This window comes from Aromatoleum toluvorans (genome assembly GCF_012910905.1).
Taxonomy (GTDB): Bacteria; Pseudomonadota; Gammaproteobacteria; order Burkholderiales; family Rhodocyclaceae; genus Aromatoleum; species Aromatoleum toluvorans.
Genome location: NZ_WTVN01000029.1, coordinates 1 through 22,157, shown reverse-complemented (window position 1 = coordinate 22,157; position 22,157 = coordinate 1). Strand labels below are relative to the sequence as shown.

Annotated in this window: 23 protein-coding genes; 3 read left to right on the top strand and 20 right to left on the bottom strand. The window is 58.9% G+C overall.

All coding sequences use genetic code 11. The annotated features are described in order from the left end of the window. Positions 1 to 61 precede the first annotated feature (61 nt). The 17 genes from GPA22_RS16830 to GPA22_RS16750 form a co-directional block, all read right to left on the bottom strand. Entirely contained in the window at positions 62 to 523 is a 462-nt protein-coding gene (locus GPA22_RS16830) for a CBS domain-containing protein (RefSeq protein WP_169257213.1), read from the bottom strand. 103 nt (positions 524 to 626) lie between these two features. Next, on the bottom strand, positions 627 to 2,069 hold the full coding sequence (locus tag GPA22_RS16825; RefSeq protein ID WP_169257212.1) for an NADH-quinone oxidoreductase subunit N: 1,443 nt from the start codon (positions 2,067 to 2,069) through the stop codon (positions 627 to 629). Between the two features lie 13 nt (positions 2,070 to 2,082). Then, entirely contained in the window at positions 2,083 to 3,585 is a 1,503-nt protein-coding gene (locus tag GPA22_RS16820; protein ID WP_343036076.1) for an NADH-quinone oxidoreductase subunit M, read from the bottom strand. A 45-nt stretch (positions 3,586 to 3,630) separates the two neighbouring features. Then, positions 3,631 to 5,379: a Na(+)/H(+) antiporter subunit D gene (locus tag GPA22_RS16815; protein ID WP_169257211.1), complete on the bottom strand. Its 1,749-nt coding sequence runs from the start codon at positions 5,377 to 5,379 to the stop codon at positions 3,631 to 3,633. Further along, entirely contained in the window at positions 5,372 to 5,626 is a 255-nt protein-coding gene (locus GPA22_RS16810; RefSeq protein ID WP_169257210.1) for a hypothetical protein, read from the bottom strand. The genes GPA22_RS16815 and GPA22_RS16810 overlap by 8 nt, the downstream gene beginning before the upstream one ends. After that, entirely contained in the window at positions 5,623 to 7,098 is a 1,476-nt protein-coding gene (locus tag GPA22_RS16805) for a monovalent cation/H+ antiporter subunit D family protein (protein WP_169257209.1), read from the bottom strand. The genes GPA22_RS16810 and GPA22_RS16805 overlap by 4 nt, the downstream gene beginning before the upstream one ends. Before the next feature lie 4 nt (positions 7,099 to 7,102). Further along, positions 7,103 to 7,405: an NADH-quinone oxidoreductase subunit NuoK gene (nuoK, locus tag GPA22_RS16800; RefSeq protein ID WP_169257208.1), complete on the bottom strand. Its 303-nt coding sequence runs from the start codon at positions 7,403 to 7,405 to the stop codon at positions 7,103 to 7,105. Beyond that, positions 7,405 to 7,908: an NADH-quinone oxidoreductase subunit J family protein gene (locus tag GPA22_RS16795; protein WP_169257207.1), complete on the bottom strand. Its 504-nt coding sequence runs from the start codon at positions 7,906 to 7,908 to the stop codon at positions 7,405 to 7,407. The genes nuoK and GPA22_RS16795 overlap by 1 nt, the downstream gene beginning before the upstream one ends. A gap of 101 nt (positions 7,909 to 8,009) precedes the next feature. Further along, positions 8,010 to 8,594, bottom strand: a complete 585-nt coding sequence (gene nuoI / locus GPA22_RS16790; RefSeq protein ID WP_169257206.1) for an NADH-quinone oxidoreductase subunit NuoI — start codon at positions 8,592 to 8,594, stop codon at positions 8,010 to 8,012. Between the two features lie 9 nt (positions 8,595 to 8,603). Beyond that, a complete protein-coding gene (gene nuoH, locus GPA22_RS16785) occupies positions 8,604 to 9,590 on the bottom strand; it encodes an NADH-quinone oxidoreductase subunit NuoH (protein WP_169257205.1) in 987 nt (328 codons plus the stop codon). After that, complete coding sequence (locus GPA22_RS16780) at positions 9,590 to 12,145, bottom strand: molybdopterin-dependent oxidoreductase (protein ID WP_169257204.1); 2,556 nt, start codon at positions 12,143 to 12,145, stop codon at positions 9,590 to 9,592. The genes nuoH and GPA22_RS16780 overlap by 1 nt, the downstream gene beginning before the upstream one ends. 56 nt (positions 12,146 to 12,201) lie before the next feature. Next, the gene (nuoF, locus tag GPA22_RS16775) at positions 12,202 to 13,464 is read right to left on the bottom strand and encodes an NADH-quinone oxidoreductase subunit NuoF (RefSeq protein WP_169257203.1); all 1,263 of its coding nucleotides are present in this window, start codon (positions 13,462 to 13,464) and stop codon (positions 12,202 to 12,204) included. Between the two features lie 29 nt (positions 13,465 to 13,493). Next, on the bottom strand, positions 13,494 to 14,000 hold the full coding sequence (nuoE, locus tag GPA22_RS16770; protein WP_169257202.1) for an NADH-quinone oxidoreductase subunit NuoE: 507 nt from the start codon (positions 13,998 to 14,000) through the stop codon (positions 13,494 to 13,496). A 43-nt stretch (positions 14,001 to 14,043) separates the two neighbouring features. After that, positions 14,044 to 15,258 (bottom strand): NADH dehydrogenase (quinone) subunit D, encoded by a 1,215-nt coding sequence (gene nuoD, locus GPA22_RS16765; protein WP_169257201.1) that lies wholly within the window; start codon positions 15,256 to 15,258, stop codon positions 14,044 to 14,046. Between the two features lie 10 nt (positions 15,259 to 15,268). Beyond that, positions 15,269 to 15,781, bottom strand: a complete 513-nt coding sequence (locus tag GPA22_RS16760; protein WP_169257200.1) for an NADH-quinone oxidoreductase subunit C — start codon at positions 15,779 to 15,781, stop codon at positions 15,269 to 15,271. Then, a complete protein-coding gene (locus GPA22_RS16755) occupies positions 15,778 to 16,287 on the bottom strand; it encodes a NuoB/complex I 20 kDa subunit family protein (protein ID WP_169257199.1) in 510 nt (169 codons plus the stop codon). The genes GPA22_RS16760 and GPA22_RS16755 overlap by 4 nt, the downstream gene beginning before the upstream one ends. Then, a complete protein-coding gene (locus GPA22_RS16750; RefSeq protein ID WP_169257198.1) occupies positions 16,275 to 16,637 on the bottom strand; it encodes an NADH-quinone oxidoreductase subunit A in 363 nt (120 codons plus the stop codon). Before GPA22_RS16750 ends, GPA22_RS16755 begins: the two co-directional genes overlap by 13 nt. A 395-nt stretch (positions 16,638 to 17,032) precedes the next feature. Here GPA22_RS16750 and GPA22_RS16745 point away from each other — a divergent pair, with 395 nt between their 5' ends. Beyond that, positions 17,033 to 17,905 carry a universal stress protein gene (locus tag GPA22_RS16745; RefSeq protein ID WP_169257197.1) on the top strand — a complete coding sequence of 291 codons (873 nt, stop codon included), beginning with the start codon at positions 17,033 to 17,035 and terminating at the stop codon, positions 17,903 to 17,905. Between the two features lie 352 nt (positions 17,906 to 18,257). Beyond that, positions 18,258 to 18,476, top strand: a complete 219-nt coding sequence (locus tag GPA22_RS16740; RefSeq protein ID WP_246264467.1) for an SRPBCC domain-containing protein — start codon at positions 18,258 to 18,260, stop codon at positions 18,474 to 18,476. On the opposite strand, the gene GPA22_RS16735 is transcribed toward GPA22_RS16740, so the two are convergent. Next, positions 18,436 to 19,626, bottom strand: a complete 1,191-nt coding sequence (locus GPA22_RS16735) for a benzoate/H(+) symporter BenE family transporter (RefSeq protein WP_169257196.1) — start codon at positions 19,624 to 19,626, stop codon at positions 18,436 to 18,438. The genes GPA22_RS16740 and GPA22_RS16735 overlap by 41 nt on opposite strands. Positions 19,627 to 19,732: 106 nt before the next feature. On the opposite strand from GPA22_RS16735, the gene GPA22_RS16730 reads away from it, so the two are divergent. Next, on the top strand, positions 19,733 to 20,362 hold the full coding sequence (locus GPA22_RS16730) for a helix-turn-helix domain-containing protein (protein ID WP_169257195.1): 630 nt from the start codon (positions 19,733 to 19,735) through the stop codon (positions 20,360 to 20,362). Positions 20,363 to 20,455: 93 nt separating this feature from the next. Here GPA22_RS16730 and wrbA read toward each other — a convergent pair whose 3' ends face one another. Together wrbA and GPA22_RS16720 are read right to left on the bottom strand one after the other, a co-directional pair. Then, entirely contained in the window at positions 20,456 to 21,055 is a 600-nt protein-coding gene (wrbA, locus tag GPA22_RS16725; RefSeq protein ID WP_121427855.1) for an NAD(P)H:quinone oxidoreductase, read from the bottom strand. Positions 21,056 to 21,425: 370 nt separating this feature from the next. Continuing rightward, entirely contained in the window at positions 21,426 to 22,001 is a 576-nt protein-coding gene (locus GPA22_RS16720; protein WP_169257194.1) for a CHRD domain-containing protein, read from the bottom strand. Positions 22,002 to 22,157: the final 156 nt, after the last annotated feature.

Below are 22,157 nucleotides of genomic sequence, written 5' to 3'. Positions count from 1 at the left end.
CCACGTGAGGTCCCCCACGTTTTCCGACGTAAAACGTCCTCCGACTGCGTTCGAGAAAATTCTACTTCTGACGACCATCATTTTCCGGGTGGATTGCCCCGCCATGTATGAAATCAATCATGTGCTCGATTTCCCGTTCCTTTTCATCGATAATGCTTTTTACGGTGTCGCCAATACTGATTATACCAACGAGCTTATTGCCTTCGACTACCGGTAGATGGCGTACTCGGTTGGCGGTCATTAAAGCCATACACTCATCGAGGGCCTTCCCTTTATCGACGACGTAGACCTGCGTGGTCATCACCTCGCTCACCAGGGTTTCTTTCGAGCCCTTGCCCCTGAGGATTATCTTTCTAGCATAGTCTCTTTCCGTGAAGATGCCTGCAATTTGATCTTTGGACATTACAAGCACACAACCTACATTGTTTTTAGCCATCAGAACCACGGCCTCATAGACCGTGGCATCCGGTGAAATTGTCAATACATCATGACCTTTCTTTGCCAGCACGGATTCAACGAGCATGAGCGCACCTCCTTCGTCTCTTTGCAGGAACCCCACTCTTTAGTGTAGTCCTGACCCACAACGTGTCCAGACAATCCCGCGACGCCGTCTCTACAGCTCCTTGCTACCGAAGTATCGCGATCTGAGCCAGGGTGAGAAACCAGGAGGGGAACAGACCAATCACGATGACCGCCACGCTGGTGATGCCTAACGCCAGCTGTGGCGGCAATTTAAGGTGTATGGCAAATTCACCCGTGGGCGAACGCATATACATCAGCATCACGATGCGGATATAAATGAAGGCAGCCACGGCACTGAACATCACCGCAATCACCGCCAGGGCAACATGTTGTTGTTCGATCAGCGCCACAAAAATATAAAACTTGGCAAAAAAGCCGGCCGTCGGGGGAATGCCGGCCAGTGAGAAGAGGTAGATCAACATCAGCATGGCCAACACCGGATGTGACCGGGAAAGACCGGTATAGTCTTCGATTCGTTCACTGCCGAATGACCCCAGGCATATCACGATGATGCTGGCAAAGATGCCCAGGTTCATGAAGCTGTAAATCAGCAGATAAAGCATCACACTGGCGATACCCGCCTCCCCGCCAGCCACCACACCCAACAGGGTAAAGCCGACGTGGGCGATACTGGAATACGCCAGCATGCGTTTGATATCGTGCTGGACCAATGCCGCGATGCTGCCAGCCGCCATGGTCGCCACCGCGATAACCGTAAACAGCCCAAGCCAGATCTCCGAGACGGGCAGCAAACCTTGCAAAAACACCCGTAACAGCACGGCAAATCCCACCGCTTTGGGTCCAACCGACATGAAGGCGGTAATCGAGGTCGGTGCCCCCTGATAGACATCGGGCACCCACATATGAAACGGGACAGCGGCGATCTTGAACGATAATCCGCCTATCAAGAACACAATCGCGAAGATTAGCAGCGGATCAATCGCCGCTTGCGGCCCGATCACCGCGGCAATATCCGCTATATTGGTCGTCCCGGCCAAGCCATAGAGCAGTGACATACCATACAGCAGCACACTCGAGGACAAGGCGCTCAGGATGACATACTTGAGTGCCGCCTCATTGGATAAAGGGCTCTGGCGCTTGAATCCGGTCAGCAGATAGACCGACAGGGCCATCAGCTCCAACCCCACATAGATGATGATCAGATCCACCGCCGAGGCCAAAATCATCAGCCCGCAAAGGGCAAACAGCAGCAGCACGTAGTATTCGCTGTGCTCGATCTGCTCCTGCTGCAGATAACCGATGGAGAAGAGGATGCACAGCGCCGTGATCAGACAGAAGAGCAGCTTGAAAAATACGGCAAAGCCATCCAGCACAAACATGCCGTTATAGACGGGCTTGGTTTGCCCGGCGATCAACAGGGTCTCCAATGCCGCAATGGCGATCACGACGATCGCCAGATAGCCAATCACGGCCACCCGTTGACGCCGCCACACGAGATCGAGCATCAACAGCAGACAAGCGGCAACTAACACCGTCATCTCCGGCAGACTGGTGATCAATGACTGGATAATGGCATCTTGATCCATCGTTCCTATCCGATTACCGGCTAATCAATACGACCTGCGCTTGCGTCTGCTGCAGCAGGTGCTCGACGGATGCATGCATGATGTTCAGGAAGGGCATGGGATAGAAGCCCACCCAGAGAACAAACAGGGCCAGCGACAATAGCGTCACCACTTCCCTGGCATCCAGATCCCGACTGTTAGTCAGCGCCTGGTTGGTCACCTTGCCCAGGGCCACCCGTTTAAACATGCTCAGAAGATAACCGGCACTGAGCAGTGCACCGATGACTGCCAGTGCTGCAACGATCTTGCTAAAGCCAAAGACCCCCACCAAAACCAGCAATTCACCGATAAACGCACCGGTGCCGGGCAAGGCCATCGCCGCCAGGGTAAAAAAGGCCAGCCCGGTGGTGTAGATCGGCATCACCTTCATCAGTCCGCCGTAATCGCTGATCAGCCGGGTATGGGTACGCTCATAGACCAGCCCGACCAGCAGGAACAGCGCACCGGTGATGATGCCGTGGCTGAACATCTGTAAAATACCGCCTTTCAGACCGGCAACATTGAGCGCAAACAGGCCGACGGTGACAAAGCCCATGTGGCTGATACTCGAATAGGCCACCAGCTTTTTCAGGTCATCCTGGGCCAGTGCCAGATAGCCGCCGTAGATGATGGCCACCAGGGAGACCAGCACCACCGGCGTTGCAAAATAGTGGGTCGCCAAGGGCAGCATCGGCAGTGAAAAACGCAAAAAGCCATAGGCTCCCATCTTCAGCAGTACGCCAGCCAACACGATGCTGCCAGCGGTGGGGGCCTGTACGTGGGCATCGGGTAACCAGGTATGAAACGGGAACATCGGCACTTTGATGGCAAACGCGATAAAGAAGGCGATAAAGACCCAGAACTGGACGGCAAAGGGATACTTTTGCGTCATCAGGATCTGAATATCAAAGCTCTGCCCGCCTTCAAAATAGAGCACGATCACGCCCACCAGAAAGAGTACGCTGCCGGCCAATGTGTAGAGAAAGAACTTGAAAGCGGCATAGATGCGGTTGTCCCCACCCCAGACACCGATGATCAGATACATCGGTATCAGCATCGCCTCCCAGAAGATGGAGAAGAGAAACAGATCCATCGCACAAAAGACGCCTAACATCAGGGCCTGCATCACCAACAGCGCGCACATGAAACCTTTCACGTGCTGTTCAATGGCACGCCAGGAAGCCAGCACACAGATCCAGCCCAGAAACGCACTGAGAAAGACAAACAGTACGCTGATGCCATCGACCCCCAGCGCATAGTGGATATCCAGGGCTGGTATCCATTGATATTTTTCGGAAAACTGCATCAGGTGGGTGTCTGGATTGAAATGCGCCAGCAGCGTCAGCGTCAGCGCCAGATCAAGCGTGGTGACCAGCAGGGCCAGTCGCTTGATCTGAAGGTCATCCTTGAGCCAGAGCAACAGCAACGCGCCAGCCAACGGCACCAGCACGATCAGGCTCAGCACGGGAAAACCTATTGTGTTGACGGCTGAATCCACCACCCGCAATCTCCTTGATCAACACGCCACGCGGTTACATTCAAGTCACAAAAAAACATACAACAGACAGGCCACCAGCCCCGCCACGATACCTAGGGCATACCGGCTCAGGATGCCGCTTTGCAGCTGGCGCAGCTGCGTGGCGCACCGGATCAGACCGGTCGCCACGCCATTGACCACCCCATCGACAATATGCTGATCAAACCAGAGTCCAAGTGTTGCGATGGCGGTATGGGGTTTGAGTACCAGCGAGTTGGAAAAATCGCTGACCACCTCTTCGTAGCGCGTCAGCGGACGACGGGCAAACCACATCAACCACCTTGCCCCGGTGCGGTAAAACCAGTCGGTGTCCAGGCTGATGGTGCGCTCGGGGTCCAGGTGTTTGAGAAACAGCGCGAAGCCCAGGGCGGTGAAGAGCAGCAGGCCCATGGTCTCCGTGATGTGCACGCCGGTATAGGGATGAAAGTCGACGCTATAGGGCAAAAGCCGGTATAGCAGATCCGGGAAGATGCCGATCATCAGACAGAGGCTGGCTGCCATGGTCATGGCGATGAGCATGTTGGTTGGCGGTTCCTTTGCCTTGAGTCCGGAATCCTTGCCAAAGAACATGTAGTAGGGCAACTTGAGCCCGGTATGCAGGAAAGTACCCGATGAGGCCAGTATCAGCATCAACGCAATCAGGCTGTGACCGTCCCCCGCGGCGGCTGCGATCACCATCGACTTGCTGACAAAACCGCTAAAGAACGGGAAGGCCGAGATCGAAAAAGCGCCAATCATGTAGAGAAACAGCGTCACCGGCATCTGTTTATACAAGCCGCCCAGTTCGGTGAGCTTGCGACGGCCGGTGACATGGATCACCGCCCCGGCTCCCATAAACAACAGCCCCTTGTAGAGGATATGGGCAAAAGCGTGGGCGCTGGCGCCGTTGACCGCCATCTCGGTGCCGATCCCGACACCGGCCACCATATAACCCACCTGGCTGACGATATGGTAGGCGAGCAAACGTCGGGCATCGTTTTCCAGCACCGCGTAGATCACCCCATAGATCGCCATGACTGCGCCCAGCCAGATCAACACCTCGGTCCCGGGGAAGCCACGCAACAGGACATAGACGGCGGTCTTGGTGGTAAAGGCGCTCATGAAGACGGCGCCGGTAATGGTGGCCTCGGGATAGGCGTCGGTGAGCCAGGCATTAAGCGGCGGCACCGCCGCATTGAGGATAAAACCGGCCAGGATGAGATAGAAGGCGGCGCCACCCTCGGTCAGGGGGCCAAACTGGATGGACCCGGTGTCGGCATAGTGCAACACAATCCCGCCCAGTAGGCAGAGTCCACCGGCGATATGCACCAGCAGATAGCGAAAACCTGCCGCGAGGGCCGCCTTGCCCCCCTGGGCAAACACCAGATAGGCCGAGGCAAAGGCCATCAGTTCCCAGAACAGGAACAGGCTGAGGAAGTCCCCGGCAAAGACCACCCCCAGGGCGCTACCCACGTAGAGAAAGGCGGCGACATGTTCACCGGCGCCTCTCACCTGCAGTGCATAGACCGTGCCGATCAAGCCCATCAGACTGAAGACCCAGGCAAAGAGGATGCTGAGCTTGTCCACCTGTCCCAGGACGATCTCTTTGCCGGTATAGCTGAAGACGGTGTATTGCCCCGGTGACAGCGAGAATACGGCAGACAAGGCCAGCAACGTGACCAACAGCAAATAGCCCTGGCGCAGGCGTCCCTTGAACAGTGGAATCAAGAGCGCCCCAAAGATATAGACCAGCCCCGGGTGGCCCCACTCAATCATAGTAGTCCTCCCGACGCATCAATTTGCCCTGATGGCCGAGGAACTTTGAGAAAAAAATAATCAGGAAACAGGCAATAAACCCGTACAAAGCCCCCCACCCGGGTATCGCCTGCCAGAAGCCCTCGACATGATCCCGCCTCACCAGAAAATCGGCCATCAGGGTAATCGCCATGACAATGACGAATAGCCGCCAGCGCTGCGCACGATATTGCGGATCGCCAAAGAAGTTGACCAGCTTAGCGATCATTTGATCACCTCCTGTGCCAAGCTCAGGAAATAGTCGGGATAAAGCCCCAACAGCAGCGACAACAAGGCCGTCGTCATCACGGTGGCGGCCATCAGGGGAATCTCACGGATCGGTGCTGTCGGTGCGGCCCCACTCGGGGGCGCCTCCTTATCAAAAAAGGCTGTGTAGCTAATGGGAAGAAAATAGGCCGCATTGAGCAGTGAGCTGATCAGCAACACCAGTACAAATGCCAACTGCTGTGCCTCGATGGCGCCCACGATCAGATACCACTTGCTGATAAAACCTCCCACCGGCGGAATGCCGATCATGCTCAAGGAGGCGATAAAGAATGCCGTCATGGTCCACGGCAATCGGTGCCCGATCCCGCCCAGTTCGCTGATCTTTCGCCGCCGACAGGCGCAGAAGATGGAACCGGCGCAGAAGAACAGGGTGATCTTGGAAAAGGCGTGGCCGGCGATATGCATGATGCCACCGACCATCGCGCCGGGACTAAGCAGTGCCGCGCCGAGGACGATGTAGGAGAGTTGACTAACCGTCGAGTACGCCAGCCGGGCCTTTAGATCATCGCGGGTCAGGGCATAGAGCGAGGCCGTAATGATGGTGAAAGACACCAGATAGGCGGTGGCAATGCCCAGCCCCAGATCGCCCATAAGCTGTACACCAAAGACATGGAAGATGACCCGCAACACACAGAACACCCCCATTTTCACCACGGCCACCGCATGCAGCAGGCCACTGACCGGCGTTGGCGCCACCATGGCCGCCGGCAGCCAGGCATGAAATGGCATGATGGCGGCTTTGGCAAAACCAAACAGGTAGCAGAAATAGAGCAGCGTCAGGATCAGGGGTGAACTTGACACCTCCTTGAGCAAACCATCGTGGGCAAAATCGAGGCTGCCGGTAAGAAAATAGGTCAACGCCACCGCAATAAGCAGGAAGGTCTTGGAGGCCCCCATGAGATAGACGATATATTTTTTGCTCCCCTCCCAGGCCGCCTCATCCTCGTGGTGATAGACCAGGGGATAGGTGATCAGGCTTAACACCTCGTAGAAGATGATCAAGGTAAAGAGGTTGGCGGCAAAGGAACCGCCCACGGCTGCTGAAAGGCTGACCGCAAAACAGGCATAAAAGCGCGTCTGCGCATGCTCGTTCAGGCTGCGCATATAACCGATTGAATAGAGGGCCGCCACGATCCATAACAGACTTGAGGTGGTCGCAAAAACCATGCCGAGCGGGTCGACCCGGAAGGCAAAGTCAATGCCGGGCAAGACGGTAAACAAGTTGTATTCGATCAGCTCGCCCCGCAACACCATGGGTGCCATGGAGATCACCAGCATGAACTTGATCACCGCGGCGATGACCGAAGTCGCATCGCGCAGATTGGGGCGCTGATGCAGCGCCAGGATGACCAAGGCGGCACCAAAGGAGACCAGGATCGCAAGCACGGGGGTGATGGATTCGCTGGCTGCCATTGCATCACCCTTTCATGATGCTGATTTCGTCGATCTTGAGGCTGCCCTTGTGGCGCACATAGGCAATGACAATCGCCAAGGCCACCGCCACCTCGGCGGCCGTCACCGTGATGACAAAGATCGCAAAGATCTGGCCACCCAGATGCGAAAGAAAGAACGAGAAGGCCACCAGGTTGATATTGACGGCGCTGAGCATCAACTCCAGGCACATCAGGACGATCAAGACATTGCGTCGGCTCAACACGCCGTAGAGGCCAATGACAAATAGACTGGCACTGAGTGCGATATACCAGGAGAGTGGCACCATCACCCATTCCCCTTATGCGTCATAAAGATGGCCCCAACCAGGGCCACCAGCAGGACGATCGATACAACCTCAAAGGGCAGCAGATATTGGGTAAACAGGGCCTGGCCCAGTTCGCTGACGCTGCCTTGGGTCGCTGATGGCGTGGGTGGCGGAATCTGCGATAACAGCGGGCTGCTGAACAGCAGCCACAACATGGCACTCCCCAGGACCACGGAAAACGCCAGGGAAATATACTTGCTTCCGGGCAGAAACCGTTCCAGGGTCGCCTGGCGAATCTCCAGCATCATGATGACGAATATGAACAGCACCATGATCGCGCCCACATAGACGAACAGTTGCACCGCCGCGAGGAAGGGGGAATGGAGCAGGATATAGAGGGCGGCGATCTGGATGAAACAGGCAATCAGGGCGACCGCACTATGAACAGGATTTTTCAGCAGCACCACACCACAGGCCGAAGCCACGGCGATCGAGGCAAAGAGGAGAAAAAAAGCCTGTTCCATTTAGCCAGCCTTTTTATTGGTCATTATTAATGCCGCTGCGGTATTTCTGTTTTCTTTCTCTCCCGTATTAAGCATTCCGTTGCGTTCAGACCCAATAACCTTCAATCCTTTCTATGGATAAACCTCCACCAGTCATACCCCGAAGACTCCTGCGCTTCAACCGTAGACTGCGCCGATGGTAGGTACCGCGCCTTGACGACACTTCCCGGCTGCTCGGTTTTACCATCCATCTCAAGCAACGAATCGCGGCCTACCACCAGTTCTTCCGACGTATAACTGGAGTACTCGAATACGCTCCCGAGGGCAATGGCCTCTTCCGGACAGGAGTCTTCACACAAGCCACAGTAGAGGCAACGCGCCATATCGACATCATAGACCAAGGGTCGCCGTTTGCCATTCTCGTCCTCGTAGGGCACCACCGTAATGCAGTTACAGGGACAGATCTTTGCACAAAGCTCACAGGCGACACATTTGTTCTCGCCATTCTCATCCCGACGCAACACATGGTGCCCACGATGACGTGGATACGGCACCCATTTCTCCCTGTCCGGATACTGCATCGTGACACTTCTTGAAAACATGTACTTGAAGGTCAGGGAGAGACCATTGATCAAATCGAGAAAAAAAGTCACGCCGATCCATCGGTGGTCTCGGCTGATCTTGTTCAGCGCATTTTCGTTGTACATGGACAGACCTCAATAGACAAATATCCCGGTAATCAGGATATTCAGAATTGAGAGCGGAACCAGTACCTTCCAGCCGATACTCATCAGTTGATCATAACGATAGCGGGGAAAGGTAAAGCGGAACCACATAAAGAGGTAGATAAAGAAACCAACCTTCAGGGCAAACCAAATGGGTGCGGGCAATGGGATCAACACACCATGCCAACCCCCAAAAAAGAGCAAGACACAGAGCACCGAGATGGTCAGCATCACCAGATACTCGCTGATCATGAAAAAGGAGAACCGCATACCGCTGTATTCGGTATGGTAGCCCGCCCCCAGATCGCCTTCGGCCTCGGCCAGGTCAAAAGGAATCCGTTGTGCTTCGGCAAGGCCGGCGATAAAGAAGATAAAGAAACCAAGGGGCTGATAGACAATGAACCAGAGGGGCTCCTGAGCGTCGACGATATCCGAAAGGTTCATGGACTGGCTCAGCATGATCACGCCGATCACCGCAAACCCCATGGGCACCTCATAACTGATCAGCTGTGCGCAGGTGCGCAAGCTGCCCAACAGGGCGTATTTGCTGTTGGAGGCCCAACCACCAAAGATGACGCCGTAGATCTCAAGTCCAGCTACAGCAAGAATATAGAGCAATCCGACATTCATATCGGACAGATAAGGCTTGGTCTCATAGCCCAAAATACTGACGCTGTCGCCAAAGGGTACGGCGACAAACACCATAAAGGGCGGTACCAAGGCGACAAAGGGAGCAATCTTGAACAGCACCCGGTCGGACTGATCCGGGATGTTGTCCTCTTTTGTGAGCAATTTCAGACCATCGGCCAGCGGTTGCAACAGGCCATGCCAGCCGACCCGCATGGGCCCCATACGCTGTTGAATATGTCCGGCTATCTTGCGCTCCAGCCAGGTCAATGGCACCGGCACGATAAACAGGATGACGGTGATCAACACCACCTTCACCATGATTACTGCGACGGCAGTCATCAGTTCCATCAGGCAATCCTCAACGTGACCGGACAGGGGTACTCGCCAGCCTTGAACAGACGGTTCAACTTGGCCTTGCTGAAATGGCCAGGTACAAAGACCACACCCGGTTGCAGCGAGGGATTGAGTCGGGCGTTGGCATTTATCGCATACCCGTTTGCCTGTAACTCCAGTCGTTGGCCCTCGCTGATACCCAGAGTTGCTGCCTGATCGGCATTGAGCTCGATATAGGGTTCAGCCAATATTTGGCACAAGGTAGCGGATCGCTCGGTCAAATAACCGGCATGACTCTTGGTGTTGCCAGTGATCAGCAGCAGGCCAGCCGGTTTTATCCGCGGCGGTAACACGGGACGCACCAGCACCGCCGGGGTTTGTTCAGTCGTTAAGGCCCGGGTAAACCGCCCCCCGGCGTCGGCTTCCTCGATCAAGCCCTGATAAGCTGGCAGCTGCTGTTCGATCTCCTGCTGAATCGCTTCAGGACGGCTTGAGCCCAGATCAGCCCCCAGGCTGCTGGCCATCCAGCAAAAGATCTCGCAATCGGATTTTATGCCTTCGGGCTGCGGGTAAAACCCCCGCACCTGCTGCAGTCGGCCCTCATTGTTCGTATAGCTGGCATCAATCTCGGCGTAGCTGGTGGCCGGCAAGACCAGATCGGCTTGCTGTGCCGTGGCGGTCATGAAGGCATCTTGCACAATCAGCAAGTTCACCTTATCCAAAGCGTTTGCCACGCGATCCGTATCCGGCGTGCTGACCAGCGGATCCTCAGCCACCAGATAGAGGCAGTCCATTTGACCATCGATGCAACCATCGAGCATTTGGTTAAAATCCATACCCGGCATCGCTGGCAGCGTCATACGCCAATTCCGCTCACAGGCAGCTCTTCCCGCCGCATCAGACAGGGCGATTGCGCCAGGTAACCAATACGGGCTAACCCCCAAGTCCCAACTGCCCATCTGATTGCACTGGTCATGCAGAAATTGCAGATGGACTTGTTTGCCGAGTTTTTTGAGCACCTGGATCAGGTTGTTCAGCAGTTGCAGGCCCGACAACACCGATGGCGTTCTGAGCAGGTCGGTACCCGTAAGCAAGGTGATCTCATCAGCGGCCAAAAGCCCGGTGGTCAGTCGATCGACAAACCGCCGACAGGCCGCGGTGGGCAAGTCGGGAAGCGGGCCATCGGGCAGGGCCTTACCCAATGCGAGATCGCCACTCTGCGCCTGTATCCCGTGCAGCGTCCAGGCCAGCAGCAAGCCCTCATCCCCGGGAATGCTGTTGATTGCTGCGGCGGCATGCTCTTCCAGGCGTAACGGACGGGGTGAGATGAGATAGAGCCGGTTTGCCGTGCGTGTCAGGCTACGGCGGATCAGATAATCGGAAACCGGGTTCTCATCTTCCACATCGCAGCCGTAGAGCAGGGTCAGATCACCTTTGAGCAGACTGGCGAGCGGCTGACGGCTATAGTGATTGCGGAGCAGATCCTGCAGAACCGGATACGGGGAGTCGACACGGTCCACGGCATAGGACCAACGGCAGAAGCTATCGATATTGTTGGTCTGCACGACCCCGCGCATCAGTTGCTGGAAGCGGAACTGCGCCTCATTGCCCAAGTGTGGCGAGATCATGCCCCCGACCCGCTTTCCCCGGTCAAACATTCCGACAAACGCCTGTTTAAGAAAATCCGCCGCCTCGTCCCAGGAAACCGCCACCAACGCTTCACCCTGTCGCAGCATCGGGCTCTTGATGCGGTCCGGGTGATTGACAAAATCAATACCGAAACGACCCCGGGAACAGAGGGTCTCATTGTTCAGTCCCAGCGCCTGTTGCGAGCGGACCCGCACCAGCGCGCCATCCCGCACCTCGACCGTGAACTGGCAGCCGGTGCCGCAGAAGGGGCAGACGCTATCCACCCGCTGCAGATCCCAAGGCCGGGCCTTGTAACGGTAGGGACGATTCATCAAGGCCCCCACCGGGCAGACCTCGATACAGTTACCACACTGATCGCAGTTTTTCAGATCATCGCCAAAGCCGGCGATCTGGCTGTAGTTGCCGCGTTCGATCGCTCCCAGGACATGGGCCCCGACGACCTCGTCACACATGCGGACACAACGCACACACTGGATACAACGGTTGGCATTGAAGACGATCACATCATTGAGCGGCATATCCCGGTTATTGAAGATACGCTTTTGCTCCACGAAGACCCCCATCCGTGGGCCATGCTCCATCACCTGATCCTGCAATTCGCATTCACCCGCCTTATCACAAACCGGGCAATCCAGCGGATGGCTTGAGAGGAAGAATTCCAGGTTGCCTTCCAGTGCCCGCTTTGCCGCATTTGATTGCGTCTGTACCACCATGCCATCGGCAATGGCGGTAATACAGGCCGGTTGCAGGCGGCGCTGTCCTGCAATCTCGACCAGGCACATGCGGCAAGAGCCAGAAGGGCTGAGCCCGGGGTAATAACAGAAGGTCGGGATGGCGATCTGCATTTGACGGGCGGCATCCAGGATGGTGGTACCGGCGTCAAATTCGGCTGATTGTCCGTTGATAGAAATCTTGACCATCGCTCTCGTGTCCGATCCCGAATATCCCATCGAATCGCCGCATCGGGTACATGCCACTATGCGGCCCGGCCACCCTGCTGTATTCGTTCGATAAATTCGTGGCGAAAATTTTTTACCACTCCACGCAGTGCCATCGCCGCCGCGTCACCCAGTAGACAGAAGGTGTTGCCCTCGATATTTCCATATAGCCGTTCCATCGATTCCAGGTCACCCGACTTTGCCTCGCCAGCCTCAATGCGTCCAAGCATCTGCTCGACCCAGGCCAATCCTTCCCGGCAGGGGGTGCACTTGCCACAGGATTCATGATGGAAAAACTCGATGATGCGGTGCGCCACCCGAACCATGCAGGTACTCTCATCCATCACGATCACCCCCGCCGAGCCCAACATGGTGCCTGCGGCCGACAAGGCATCGAAGTCCATGGCAACGTCCAGCGCCGGTTCGGGTAACAGGGCGGCGGAGATCCCCCCCGGAATGACTGCCTTGATCTTTTTCCCCGAGTGCGTGCCACCGGCGTGCTGCTCTACCAGCTCCCGCAGCGAGATGCCCATGGGCAGTTCATACAGGCCGGGGCGTCTTACATGCCCACTGAGGCAATAGAGTTTGGGACCGGGACATTTCTCGCTACCGATGGAGCGAAACCAGTCGGCACCGCGTTGCACAATGGGCGGAACACAGGCCAGGGTTTCGACATTGTTGACCACTGTCGGTCCCTTATAGAAGCCGGAGACGGCAGGAAATGGTGGTTTGAAGCGGGGTTGGCCGCGTTTTCCCTCCAGTGACTCGATCAGCGCCGTCTCCTCGCCACAGATGTAGGCACCGGCACCACGGTGCACATAGATATCAAGATCAAACCCGGAGCCGAGGATGTTTTTGCCCAGCAGGCCCGCCTGCAGACTGGCCTGAATCTCCCGCTCCAGGCGCCTGATGGCGGTGACGTATTCTCCCCTGATGTAGATATAGGCCTTTGCCGCGCCAATGGCATAGGCGGCCAGAGTCATTCCTTCAAGCAACAGATGGGGCGTCTGTTCCATGATGATCCGGTCCTTGAAGGTACCCGGCTCCCCCTCATCGGCATTGCACAGGAGCCATTTGGCAGACGCGTTACCCTTCGGCACAAAGGACCACTTCAACCCGGTGGGAAAACCCGCCCCGCCCCGGCCACGCAATTTGGCCTCCTTCACCAGATCGATCAACTGCTCAGGACTGGAGTCACGCAGGGTGCTGCCCAATGCCGAATAACCGCCCGCCAAACGATAGCCTGCCAGATCCTGGTACTCAGAATCGCGCCTCTCCAGCAAGAGTACCTGCTCGTACATCTCGGGCTCTCCATTGGCAGACTGTTTGATCAACTGCTCGGTGGTCCATTTTCCGGGTTGCTGTTTGGTTCCTCTTGTAGTGTTTGCAGCATCTCTGCCAGGCGCTGCTCATTCAGATGACCGCAGTAATCATCGTTGAGTTGCATTACCGGCGCCATTTCACAGGCCCCCAGGCACTCCACCGCGGTCAGGGTAAACCGTCCGTCGGCGGTGGTCTCGCCACAACGGATATCCAGCTGCTGTTCCAGCTGCCGCTGCAGCCGCTCTGCGCCCAACAACATGCAGCTGAGATTGGTACAGAGTTGCAGATGGTATTTGCCCACCCGCCGGGTGTGAAACAGACTGTAAAAGGTGGCGATTTCCAGCACCGTCACCCGCGGCAGGTGCAGATACTCGGCCACCTCGGCCATGGCATCCTGCGTTAGATAACCATAGTGGGCCTGGGCCAGATGCAGGGCCGGCATCACCGCTGACCGGCTGGCCGGATAGCGTGTGGCCATCTCGGTGATCTGCTGCTTCAAGGTCTGGTCCTTCATCACTTTTTTCTCGTGAATTGCGCAGCCCACAGGTTCGTCGGAATTACTTGTCGACCTCGGCAATCACCGGGTCCAGGCTGCCGATAATGGCAATCACGTCGGCCAGGTAACACCCCCTGGCCAGCACGGCAAGCGCCTGCAGATTGACGAACGAAGGGGCTCTGACCTTCATCCGTAAAGGCTTGGGGCTACCGTCGCTGATGATGTAAAAGCCCAACTCTCCCTTCGGCGCTTCGATGCTGACATAGGCCTCGCCCTTGGGCACCGGGAAACCATAGGCGGAGACTTCGAAGTGATGAATCATCGCTTCCATCGACGACTTCACCGTGATCTTGTTGAGCGGAAAGGCAATATCGGGCATCGCCACGGCCACTGGCCCCTGTGGCATCTGATCCAGGCACTGCTCGATCAGTTTTACACTCTCGCGCATCTCATCCATGCGGCACTTCCAACGGTCGTAGCAGTCACCGTTTTCACGCACGATCACCTCGAACGAGAGCCGGTCATAGATCTCATAGGGGTTATCGCGCCGCATATCCCAGCTAACCCCCGAGGCACGCAGGCAGGGCCCGCTCAAGCCCCAATCGATGGCTTGTTCGCCACTGATCTTGCCTATATCCCGGGTGCGTTTGAGGAAGATACGATTTTCTGTAATCAGGCGCTCGTAATCGTCAACGCGCTGCTTCATCACATGACAGAACTCGCGGCAACGCGGCTCGAATCCATCAGGCAGATCCTCGCGCACCCCGCCGACCCGACAGAATGAGGTGTGCATGCGCGCACCGGTGATCATCTCCATCAGATCCATGATCATCTCGCGTTCGCGCATCACATAGAGCAAGGTGGTCATGGCCCCCAGATCCAGCGGCAGCGCGCCGCTGATCAGCAGATGGCCGGAGATACGGGCCATCTCGGCCATCATGACGCGAATATACTGGGCACGCTCGGGGGCCTTGATCTCCAGCAGGCGCTCCACTGCCAATACATAGGCCAGGTTATTCGAGGGCGCACAGAGATAGTCCAGCCGGTCGGTCAGGGGAATGATCTGGGTATAGGTAAAGTTTTCGGCGAGCTTTTCAGTGCCGCGATGCAGGTAGCCGATGACGGTATCCACCCCGCGAATCTCTTCCCCGTCCAACTCCAGCATGACGCGCAGGACGCCATGCGTGCTCGGGTGTTGCGGCCCGAGGTTGAGCAATAGCTCCTTGGTCAGTTTCTGACCTGCTTCGTTCGTGCCTAACAGATTGATGTCGGTCATAAGGCCACCGTCACGCCCCTTCTGCTCCTTGGCTACGCGCCTCGCCAAACGGGTTGTAGTGGTCAGCGTAGCCACGCAATGGATAGTCCTTTCTCATCGGGTATCCGTCATAGCCTTCCCACATATAAATACGTCGTAGATCCGGGTGCCCGACAAACACAATCCCGTACATGTCATAGGCTTCCCGCTCATGCCAGTTGGCGGTCTGCCACACCGGCACCACCGACGGGGGCGACTCATCCAGCTCAAGGCGGCATTTGATCCGCAACCGGTATTTGAACGGTATCGAATAGAGGTGATAGACCGTCTCGAAGCGCGGGGTTTGGGGATAATGATCGACGCCGCAGATATCGGAGAGGAAATTAAACTGCAGGGCACTATCGTGTTTCAGCAAGCGGCAGAGGGCCAGCAGGTTCTCCTTGCTTACCGTCAAAGTAAGCATCCCGAAGGTTTCATACACCGACTCGCAGCGCTGCTGTATCGACTCCCGTTGAAGCAGTTCGAGCAGCGGCTGGTTGCTCATGGCGATACCTTCCCTGTTTCTTGCGGGTCTTTTCTGCGTAGTACATGTTGCTTCTTGATCTTCTCCTGCAGCATCAAGATGCCATGAATCAGTGCATCCGGCCGGGGGGGGCAACCCGGGACGTGGACATCCACCGGCACGATGCGCTCTGACCCCTGGACCACCGCATAGGTGTTATAGACACCACCCGAGATGGCACAGGTACCCATGGCAATGACCCAACGGGGTTCGGTCATCTGGTCATAGAGCAAGCGGACGATCGGGGCGAATTTCTTGGTCACGGTGCCGGCGATGATCATCAGGTCGGATTGCCGGGGCGAAGGACGAAACACTACGCCGAGGCGGTCCAGGTCATAACGTGCACAGCCGGCCGAGATCATCTCGATGGCGCAGCAGGCAATTCCGAAAGTCTCGGGCCACAGCGCCGAACTACGGCTCCAGTTAATGACGGAATCAACGGAGCCGAAAAAGACATTATTGGAAAAACGGTTCTCTAGATTTGCCATTCCAATGCCCCCGTCGCCCACGCATAGATAAAGCCAACCAAAAGCAGAAAGATAAAGACAAACATTTCGATATAACCGAACAGGCCGATATCCGTCAGCACCACGGCCCAGGGAAACAAGTACAGCGTCTCGACATCGAAAATAATAAAGACAATGGCAATGACAAAATAGTGGATCTTGACTTGCCCCACCGAGGCATCGCCAACCGGATCGACGCCACACTCATAGGGCTGTCTTTTTGCAGGATAGGGGTTGGCGGGTCGAAGGAGCGACGATATTTTCAGGATAAATAGCCCCACCAGGGTAACCACCCCGGCCATCAGAAAAACAGGGAAATAGTCCAGTAACATCTACTCTCACCCTGATCGTTCAGACTATTGATCTGCTCCAGTGATTCGTCCAAAGAACCCGCAGCATGCAGGATGTGGTGAGCCTGCGAACCGCATCGGCCGCGCTTGTGAGAAGGTTCCCGGTGTTCAAACCAACCGCAGTAATCCAGTGCCCGGCAAGTTGCTGTGAAAACTCTCCTTCCACGCTCGAAAGTACGAATTAACAACTGCATCGACTGCGAGTAGCGACCATAGGTTTGTATTGACCATAGACCTATGATTATGTTCCTGAGGATAGGAAATCCAACGCCACTTTCCAGGAACATCCAGGGCAACCCCGGGAAAACTGCTCAGGGGGGAACTTAACCGCCGCGCAAGGAGCCAAAGTAATGATTATCGCGGGGGGGGGGCCGATCATGTCCAAGACCGAGGGATACCAACGGATCGTCGTCGCCGTGGCCATCGAGGTCGCCGCCCATCCGGCCCTGCGCAGGGCCGTGAACGTCGCGGAGCGGACCAACGGCAGCGTGACCATGGTCCATGCCCTGAAACCTTCTCCCCTCTCCCCTGACACGGCCCGGGCGGCGGTCGTGGAGCGGACCCGCAGCGAGCTGGAGGCCCTGCAGGCCGGCCAGCCGCGCATCCGGGGGCTGCGCCTGGTGGATGATCGGCCCTGGACCGCCTTGGTGGACATCGCCGACGAGACCGATGCCGACCTGGTGGTGATCGGCTCCTTCGTCCATGGACAGCTGCGGGCCCTGCTGGGCACCAACAGCGACCGCGTCCTCCATCAGGCCCGGCGGGACATCCTGGTGGTGCGCTCCGATGCCTACAACGACGCCCATCCGCCCCGGGATTACACCCACATCGTCGCCGCCACCGATCTCACCGACCACGGCCGGGCCGCGGTGGAGCGGGCCGCGGGGCTCGCCGACGCCTTCCGCGCCCGGCTCACCCTGCTCAACGTGATGGCCCACTTTCCCGAGGACCGGGAGAACGAGACCACCATCACCCCCGAGAACCTGGACCCCCAGCAGTTCCAGCAGGACCTCCGAACCGAGGCCCTGGCCCGGCTCGCCGTCGGGTTGAGGCACCCCGATCTGGCCCGGCAGGTGGCGATCACCACCGAGTCCGTCGCCCACGGGGTGGCCGACCATGCCCGGGAGGTCCGGGCCGATCTCATCGTCATCGGCTCGCGGGGCAGCTACGGCCTGAACCGGCTGCTGGGCGACACCGCCGACGAGATCATGCATCGGGTGCCCTGCGATCTGCTGATCGTCCGCGGCTGACACGCCCATCCGCGGCGCGGCCCAGTACGGCCGCCCTTCGGCGGAGGGTGTATCCACCTGCGATTTGCGTCCCCGGGGTCGCCGTCTAGCAGGTGTCGAGTGCGGAGCAGACGTCCGAATGACCGGTCCGTGGCAGGGATGACCGACCGGAATTGGCCGGAAGCCCCCGCTTGACTGGTTATCCCAATAGCGGCCGCCCGTTTCTCAACTCGTCCCGCGAAGACAGCGGGAAGGGATGTCCGACGGCCAACAATTTCTTGCGATTGCCGACCGGGCGGCCGGACCTGATCGACTAAGGTAAAAAAAACGGCGACCACAGCGGCGCATCCTTCCCCCAACGCAAGGAGAGACCATGCGCGCGAAACCCGAGAAAATCTACCGTGCCTTCCTCGATGCGGGGGCCCTCGCCCGATGGCTGCCGCCAAACGGCTTCACCTGCAAGGTCGACCGCCTGGATGCCCAGGTCGGCGGCACCTTCAGGATGGCATTCAGGAATTCCGGTTCAAAGCGCCGTCGTCATTGGAAGGGGCTCAGGCCGCCCCCCTTTGTGGGCGCCGCAGCGCATGGCTGACGACATAGCCGAACACCAGCCCCCAGAACGCGCTGCCGACGCCAAACAGCGTGAGCCCGGAGGCCGTGACGAGGAAGGTGACCACGGCCGCATCGCGTTCTTCTTCATGGGCCAGCGCCGTGGTCAGGCTGCCGGCGATGGTGCCGATCAGCGCGAGGCCGGCGATGGCGACGACCAGGGCCTGCGGGAAGGCGGTCAGGAGGCTTGCCACCGTCGCCCCGCCGATGCCGGTGAGCAGGTAGAAGCCGCCGGCCCACACCGACGCGAGGTAACGCCTGGCCGGGTCGGGGTCGGCGTCGCGGCTCATGCAGATCGCGGCGGTGATCGCGGCGAGGTTGAACGAGAAGCCGCCGAACGGCGCCAGCACGACGCCGGTGATGCCGGTCCAGCCGAGCAATGGCGAGGCCGGCGTCGCGTAGCCGTTGGCGCGCAGCACCGCGAGGCCGGGCACGTTCTGCGTGGCGAGCGTGACGACGAAGAGCGGCAGGCCGACCCCGATCAGCGTCGCGGGAGAGAAGCTGGGCATCATGAGCTCGGGCGCCGAGAGCTGCCAGCGGATCTCGCCGGTGGCGATGCTGCCGCTCGCCGCGGCGACGACCAGGCCGGCGAGGAAAGCGAGCGGAACGGCATAGCGCGGCCACAAGCGGCGCGCGACGAAGAAGACGACGATCATCGTCCCGACCAGCGCGAGGTTGTTGCCGAGCGCGGAAAACGCGCCGAGGCCGAAGCGCAGCAGGATGCCGGCGAGCATCGCCGCGGAGAGCGACGGCGGTACGTGGCGCATGATGCGCTCGAAACCGCCGCTGAAGCCGAGCAGCGCCATCAGCACGGAAGCGAACAGGAAGGCGCCGATCGCTTCGCTCATCGGCACGCCGACGAGGCCGGTGGCGAGGAGCGCCGCCCCCGGCGTCGACCACGCGGTGAGGATCGGCGTGCGGTAGCGCAAGGACAGCGCGATGCAGGTGACGGCCATGCCCAGCCCGAGCGCCCAAAGCCAGGAGGCTAGCTGCGACGGCGTTGCGCCGGCAGCGTGGGCGGCCTGGAAGACAATCGCGGCCGAGCTGGTGTAGCCGACCAGCACGGCAATGAAACCGGCCGCGACGTGCGGGAAGTGGCGGGCGATGCCCGACGCGGCGTGTGGGTTGCCCATGCTTCGCCCTTTCTGGTTTAATCGGAGATCTGTGCGCTATAGCGCACAAGGCAAAGCTTAGCAGCGTGCGTTATAACGCACAAGCCGACAACGGCGAGCACGATCCATGTCCAGGAAAGAGAACGCCCCGCCCCCCTCCACGTCCACGCCGCCGGTCACGCCGGCACTCGCCGATCATCTGGCCGCGACCTTGCGCGGCTTGCGCGCCGAGCGCGGCTGGAGCCTCGACCGCGCCGCGAGCGAGACCGGCGTCAGCAAGGCCATGCTCGGCCAGATCGAGCGCGCCGAGTCGAGCCCGACGGTGGCGACGCTATGGCGCATCGCATCCGGCTTCCACACCCCGCTGTCGGCCTTCATCGAGCCGCCGATGCGTCACGAGAAACCCGCTTTCCGCTCCGCTGCCGCCCTGCGCGACCGCCCGGCGAGCGACCCGATGTGGGTCGCACCGCTCTTCCCCTACGACGCGCGCCTGGGCTTCGAGATGCTCGAACTCACGCTGGCGCCCGGGTACGAGCGGCACTCGGAGCCGCATCTTGCCGGCGTCGTGGAGCATCTGATCGTCGTCCGCGGCACGATGGAGGTGCTGGTCGACGGCCGCTGGCACACCCTCGACGAAGGCGACGCGGTGCGCTTCCCGGCCGACCGGCCGCACGGCTATCGCAACCGCAGCGACGCGCCGGCCGTCTGCCACAACCTCATCTGCTACACGGGACTTGCCGCGCCTCCAACCGCGTAGCCCGCCCTCGTTTCGCCGAGTGTAGCGGATCAATACGGACGCGCAGGCCGGCCGCCCCGAGGGGCCGACCGGGCGGGAAAATGCGCAGGAATATCAGCCGAACAGTTTGTTGGCCGTCTGGGCGACCAACTTGCCCTGGTACCGGGCGCCATCCAGTTCGTTCGCGCTGGGCTGGCGCTGCCCCTGACCGCCGGCAATCGTCGTGGCGCCGTAGGGGCTGCCCCCGACGATCTCGTCGAGCGTCATCTGCCCCTGATAGCTGTAGGGCAAACCGACGACGACCATGCCGAAGTGCAACAGGTTGGTGATGACCGAAAAGAGGGTCACCTCCTGGCCGCCGTGCTGGGTTGCCGTCGATGTGAATGCGCCGCCCACCTTGCCGTTGAGTGCGCCGCGCGCCCACAGCCCGCCCGCCTGGTCGAGGAAGCTGGCCATCTGCGAGGGCATGCGGCCGAAGCGGGTCGGGCATCCGACGATGATCGCGTCGTAATTTTCCAGTTCCGCAACGGTCGCGACGGGGGCAGCCTGGTCGAGCTTGAAATGAGCCGGCCGGGCGATTTCCTCCGGCACGGTTTCCGGGACGCGCTTGAGGTCGACGGTGGCGCCGGTCGAACGGGCGCCTTCGGCCACGGCGTGAGCCATGCTCTCGATATGACCGTAGGTCGAGTAGTAGAGGACGAGAACTTTAGACATCGGAGCTCCTGAAGTAGGTGTGCCTGAAGGATCGCCGGCAACGTCGCGAGAGATGCAAACGTCAAGACCGCAAACTCGGCAAAAACGTTCAACCCCGTGGCAGCCGGGCCTGACGTGAAGACGTGGGGCTGTGATCGGCGGCGGCACAACGGTCGGCCAGGCTGGCACCGATACCAATCCGGGATATTTCAAGGTCGTGATGAAGCCTCCCCAACCTCATGGGGATGCATTGACCTTCAATGGCGAGAGCGAGTTCGAGGGCGTGCGGAGCGGGTGAAAATGCTTGCCTCCGCACGCGGTGGCGGCGCGCCGGCAGCCGCGTCCCGGGGCGAAACCCGACCGCCGACTGCCGGCGCAAGGATGCGGCCGATTACTGGATCAACCCGCGCAGTTCGCCTGCCGGCGAATCGCCAGTGAGTCCGGGCGTCTGGGTGTTGGCGTTGTCGAGATCGCTGGTATGCACCACGACGGTTGCCCGCCCTTCGTTGATAGCCTTGATCAGGCCGGCGATCCCGGTGGTCATCGGATTACCCGGATCGAAGGCGAGCGGGCCGACCATCTGGGCATTGGTCATGACGAAGCCGTCGCTCAGGCGGTCGTCGAGCACGGCTGCAATGTTACTGTCCGGCGTACCGGGGACTGTCGGCACGAACCAGAACGCAATCGGCCCGACCGGCTGATTGTTGGCGACCGGCCCGACGGCCGCGACGTGGATGTGGGCCATGAACAGGTTCCTGAGGCCAAGCACCTCGAGCTTGAATTTAACGGCCTGGCCGGTGGCGTGCTGGATCACTTCGAATTTCGCCTCGCCGGTCGCGGCCGTTGCGATCACGTTGCCGGCAAGGTCGCCTCCGACGAGATGGGCCTCGAAGTGCATCGGATCCTGCGCGTGGACCGCGGGAGCGATCCCGAGCGCCAAGGCAAGCGCGGTCAAAGTCTTCCTCATGTTGGGGGTCCTCCATGATTGTGACACCTGCAATGATCAACGCGGCCTCTCCGTGGGCCGCGTCGCGCTGATCGGGATGGGTTCCCGAAGCGGCACCGGGACCATCCGGCCTTCGCGGTGTCGCCATGCTTGTAGACCTGGCTCTTATACACATCT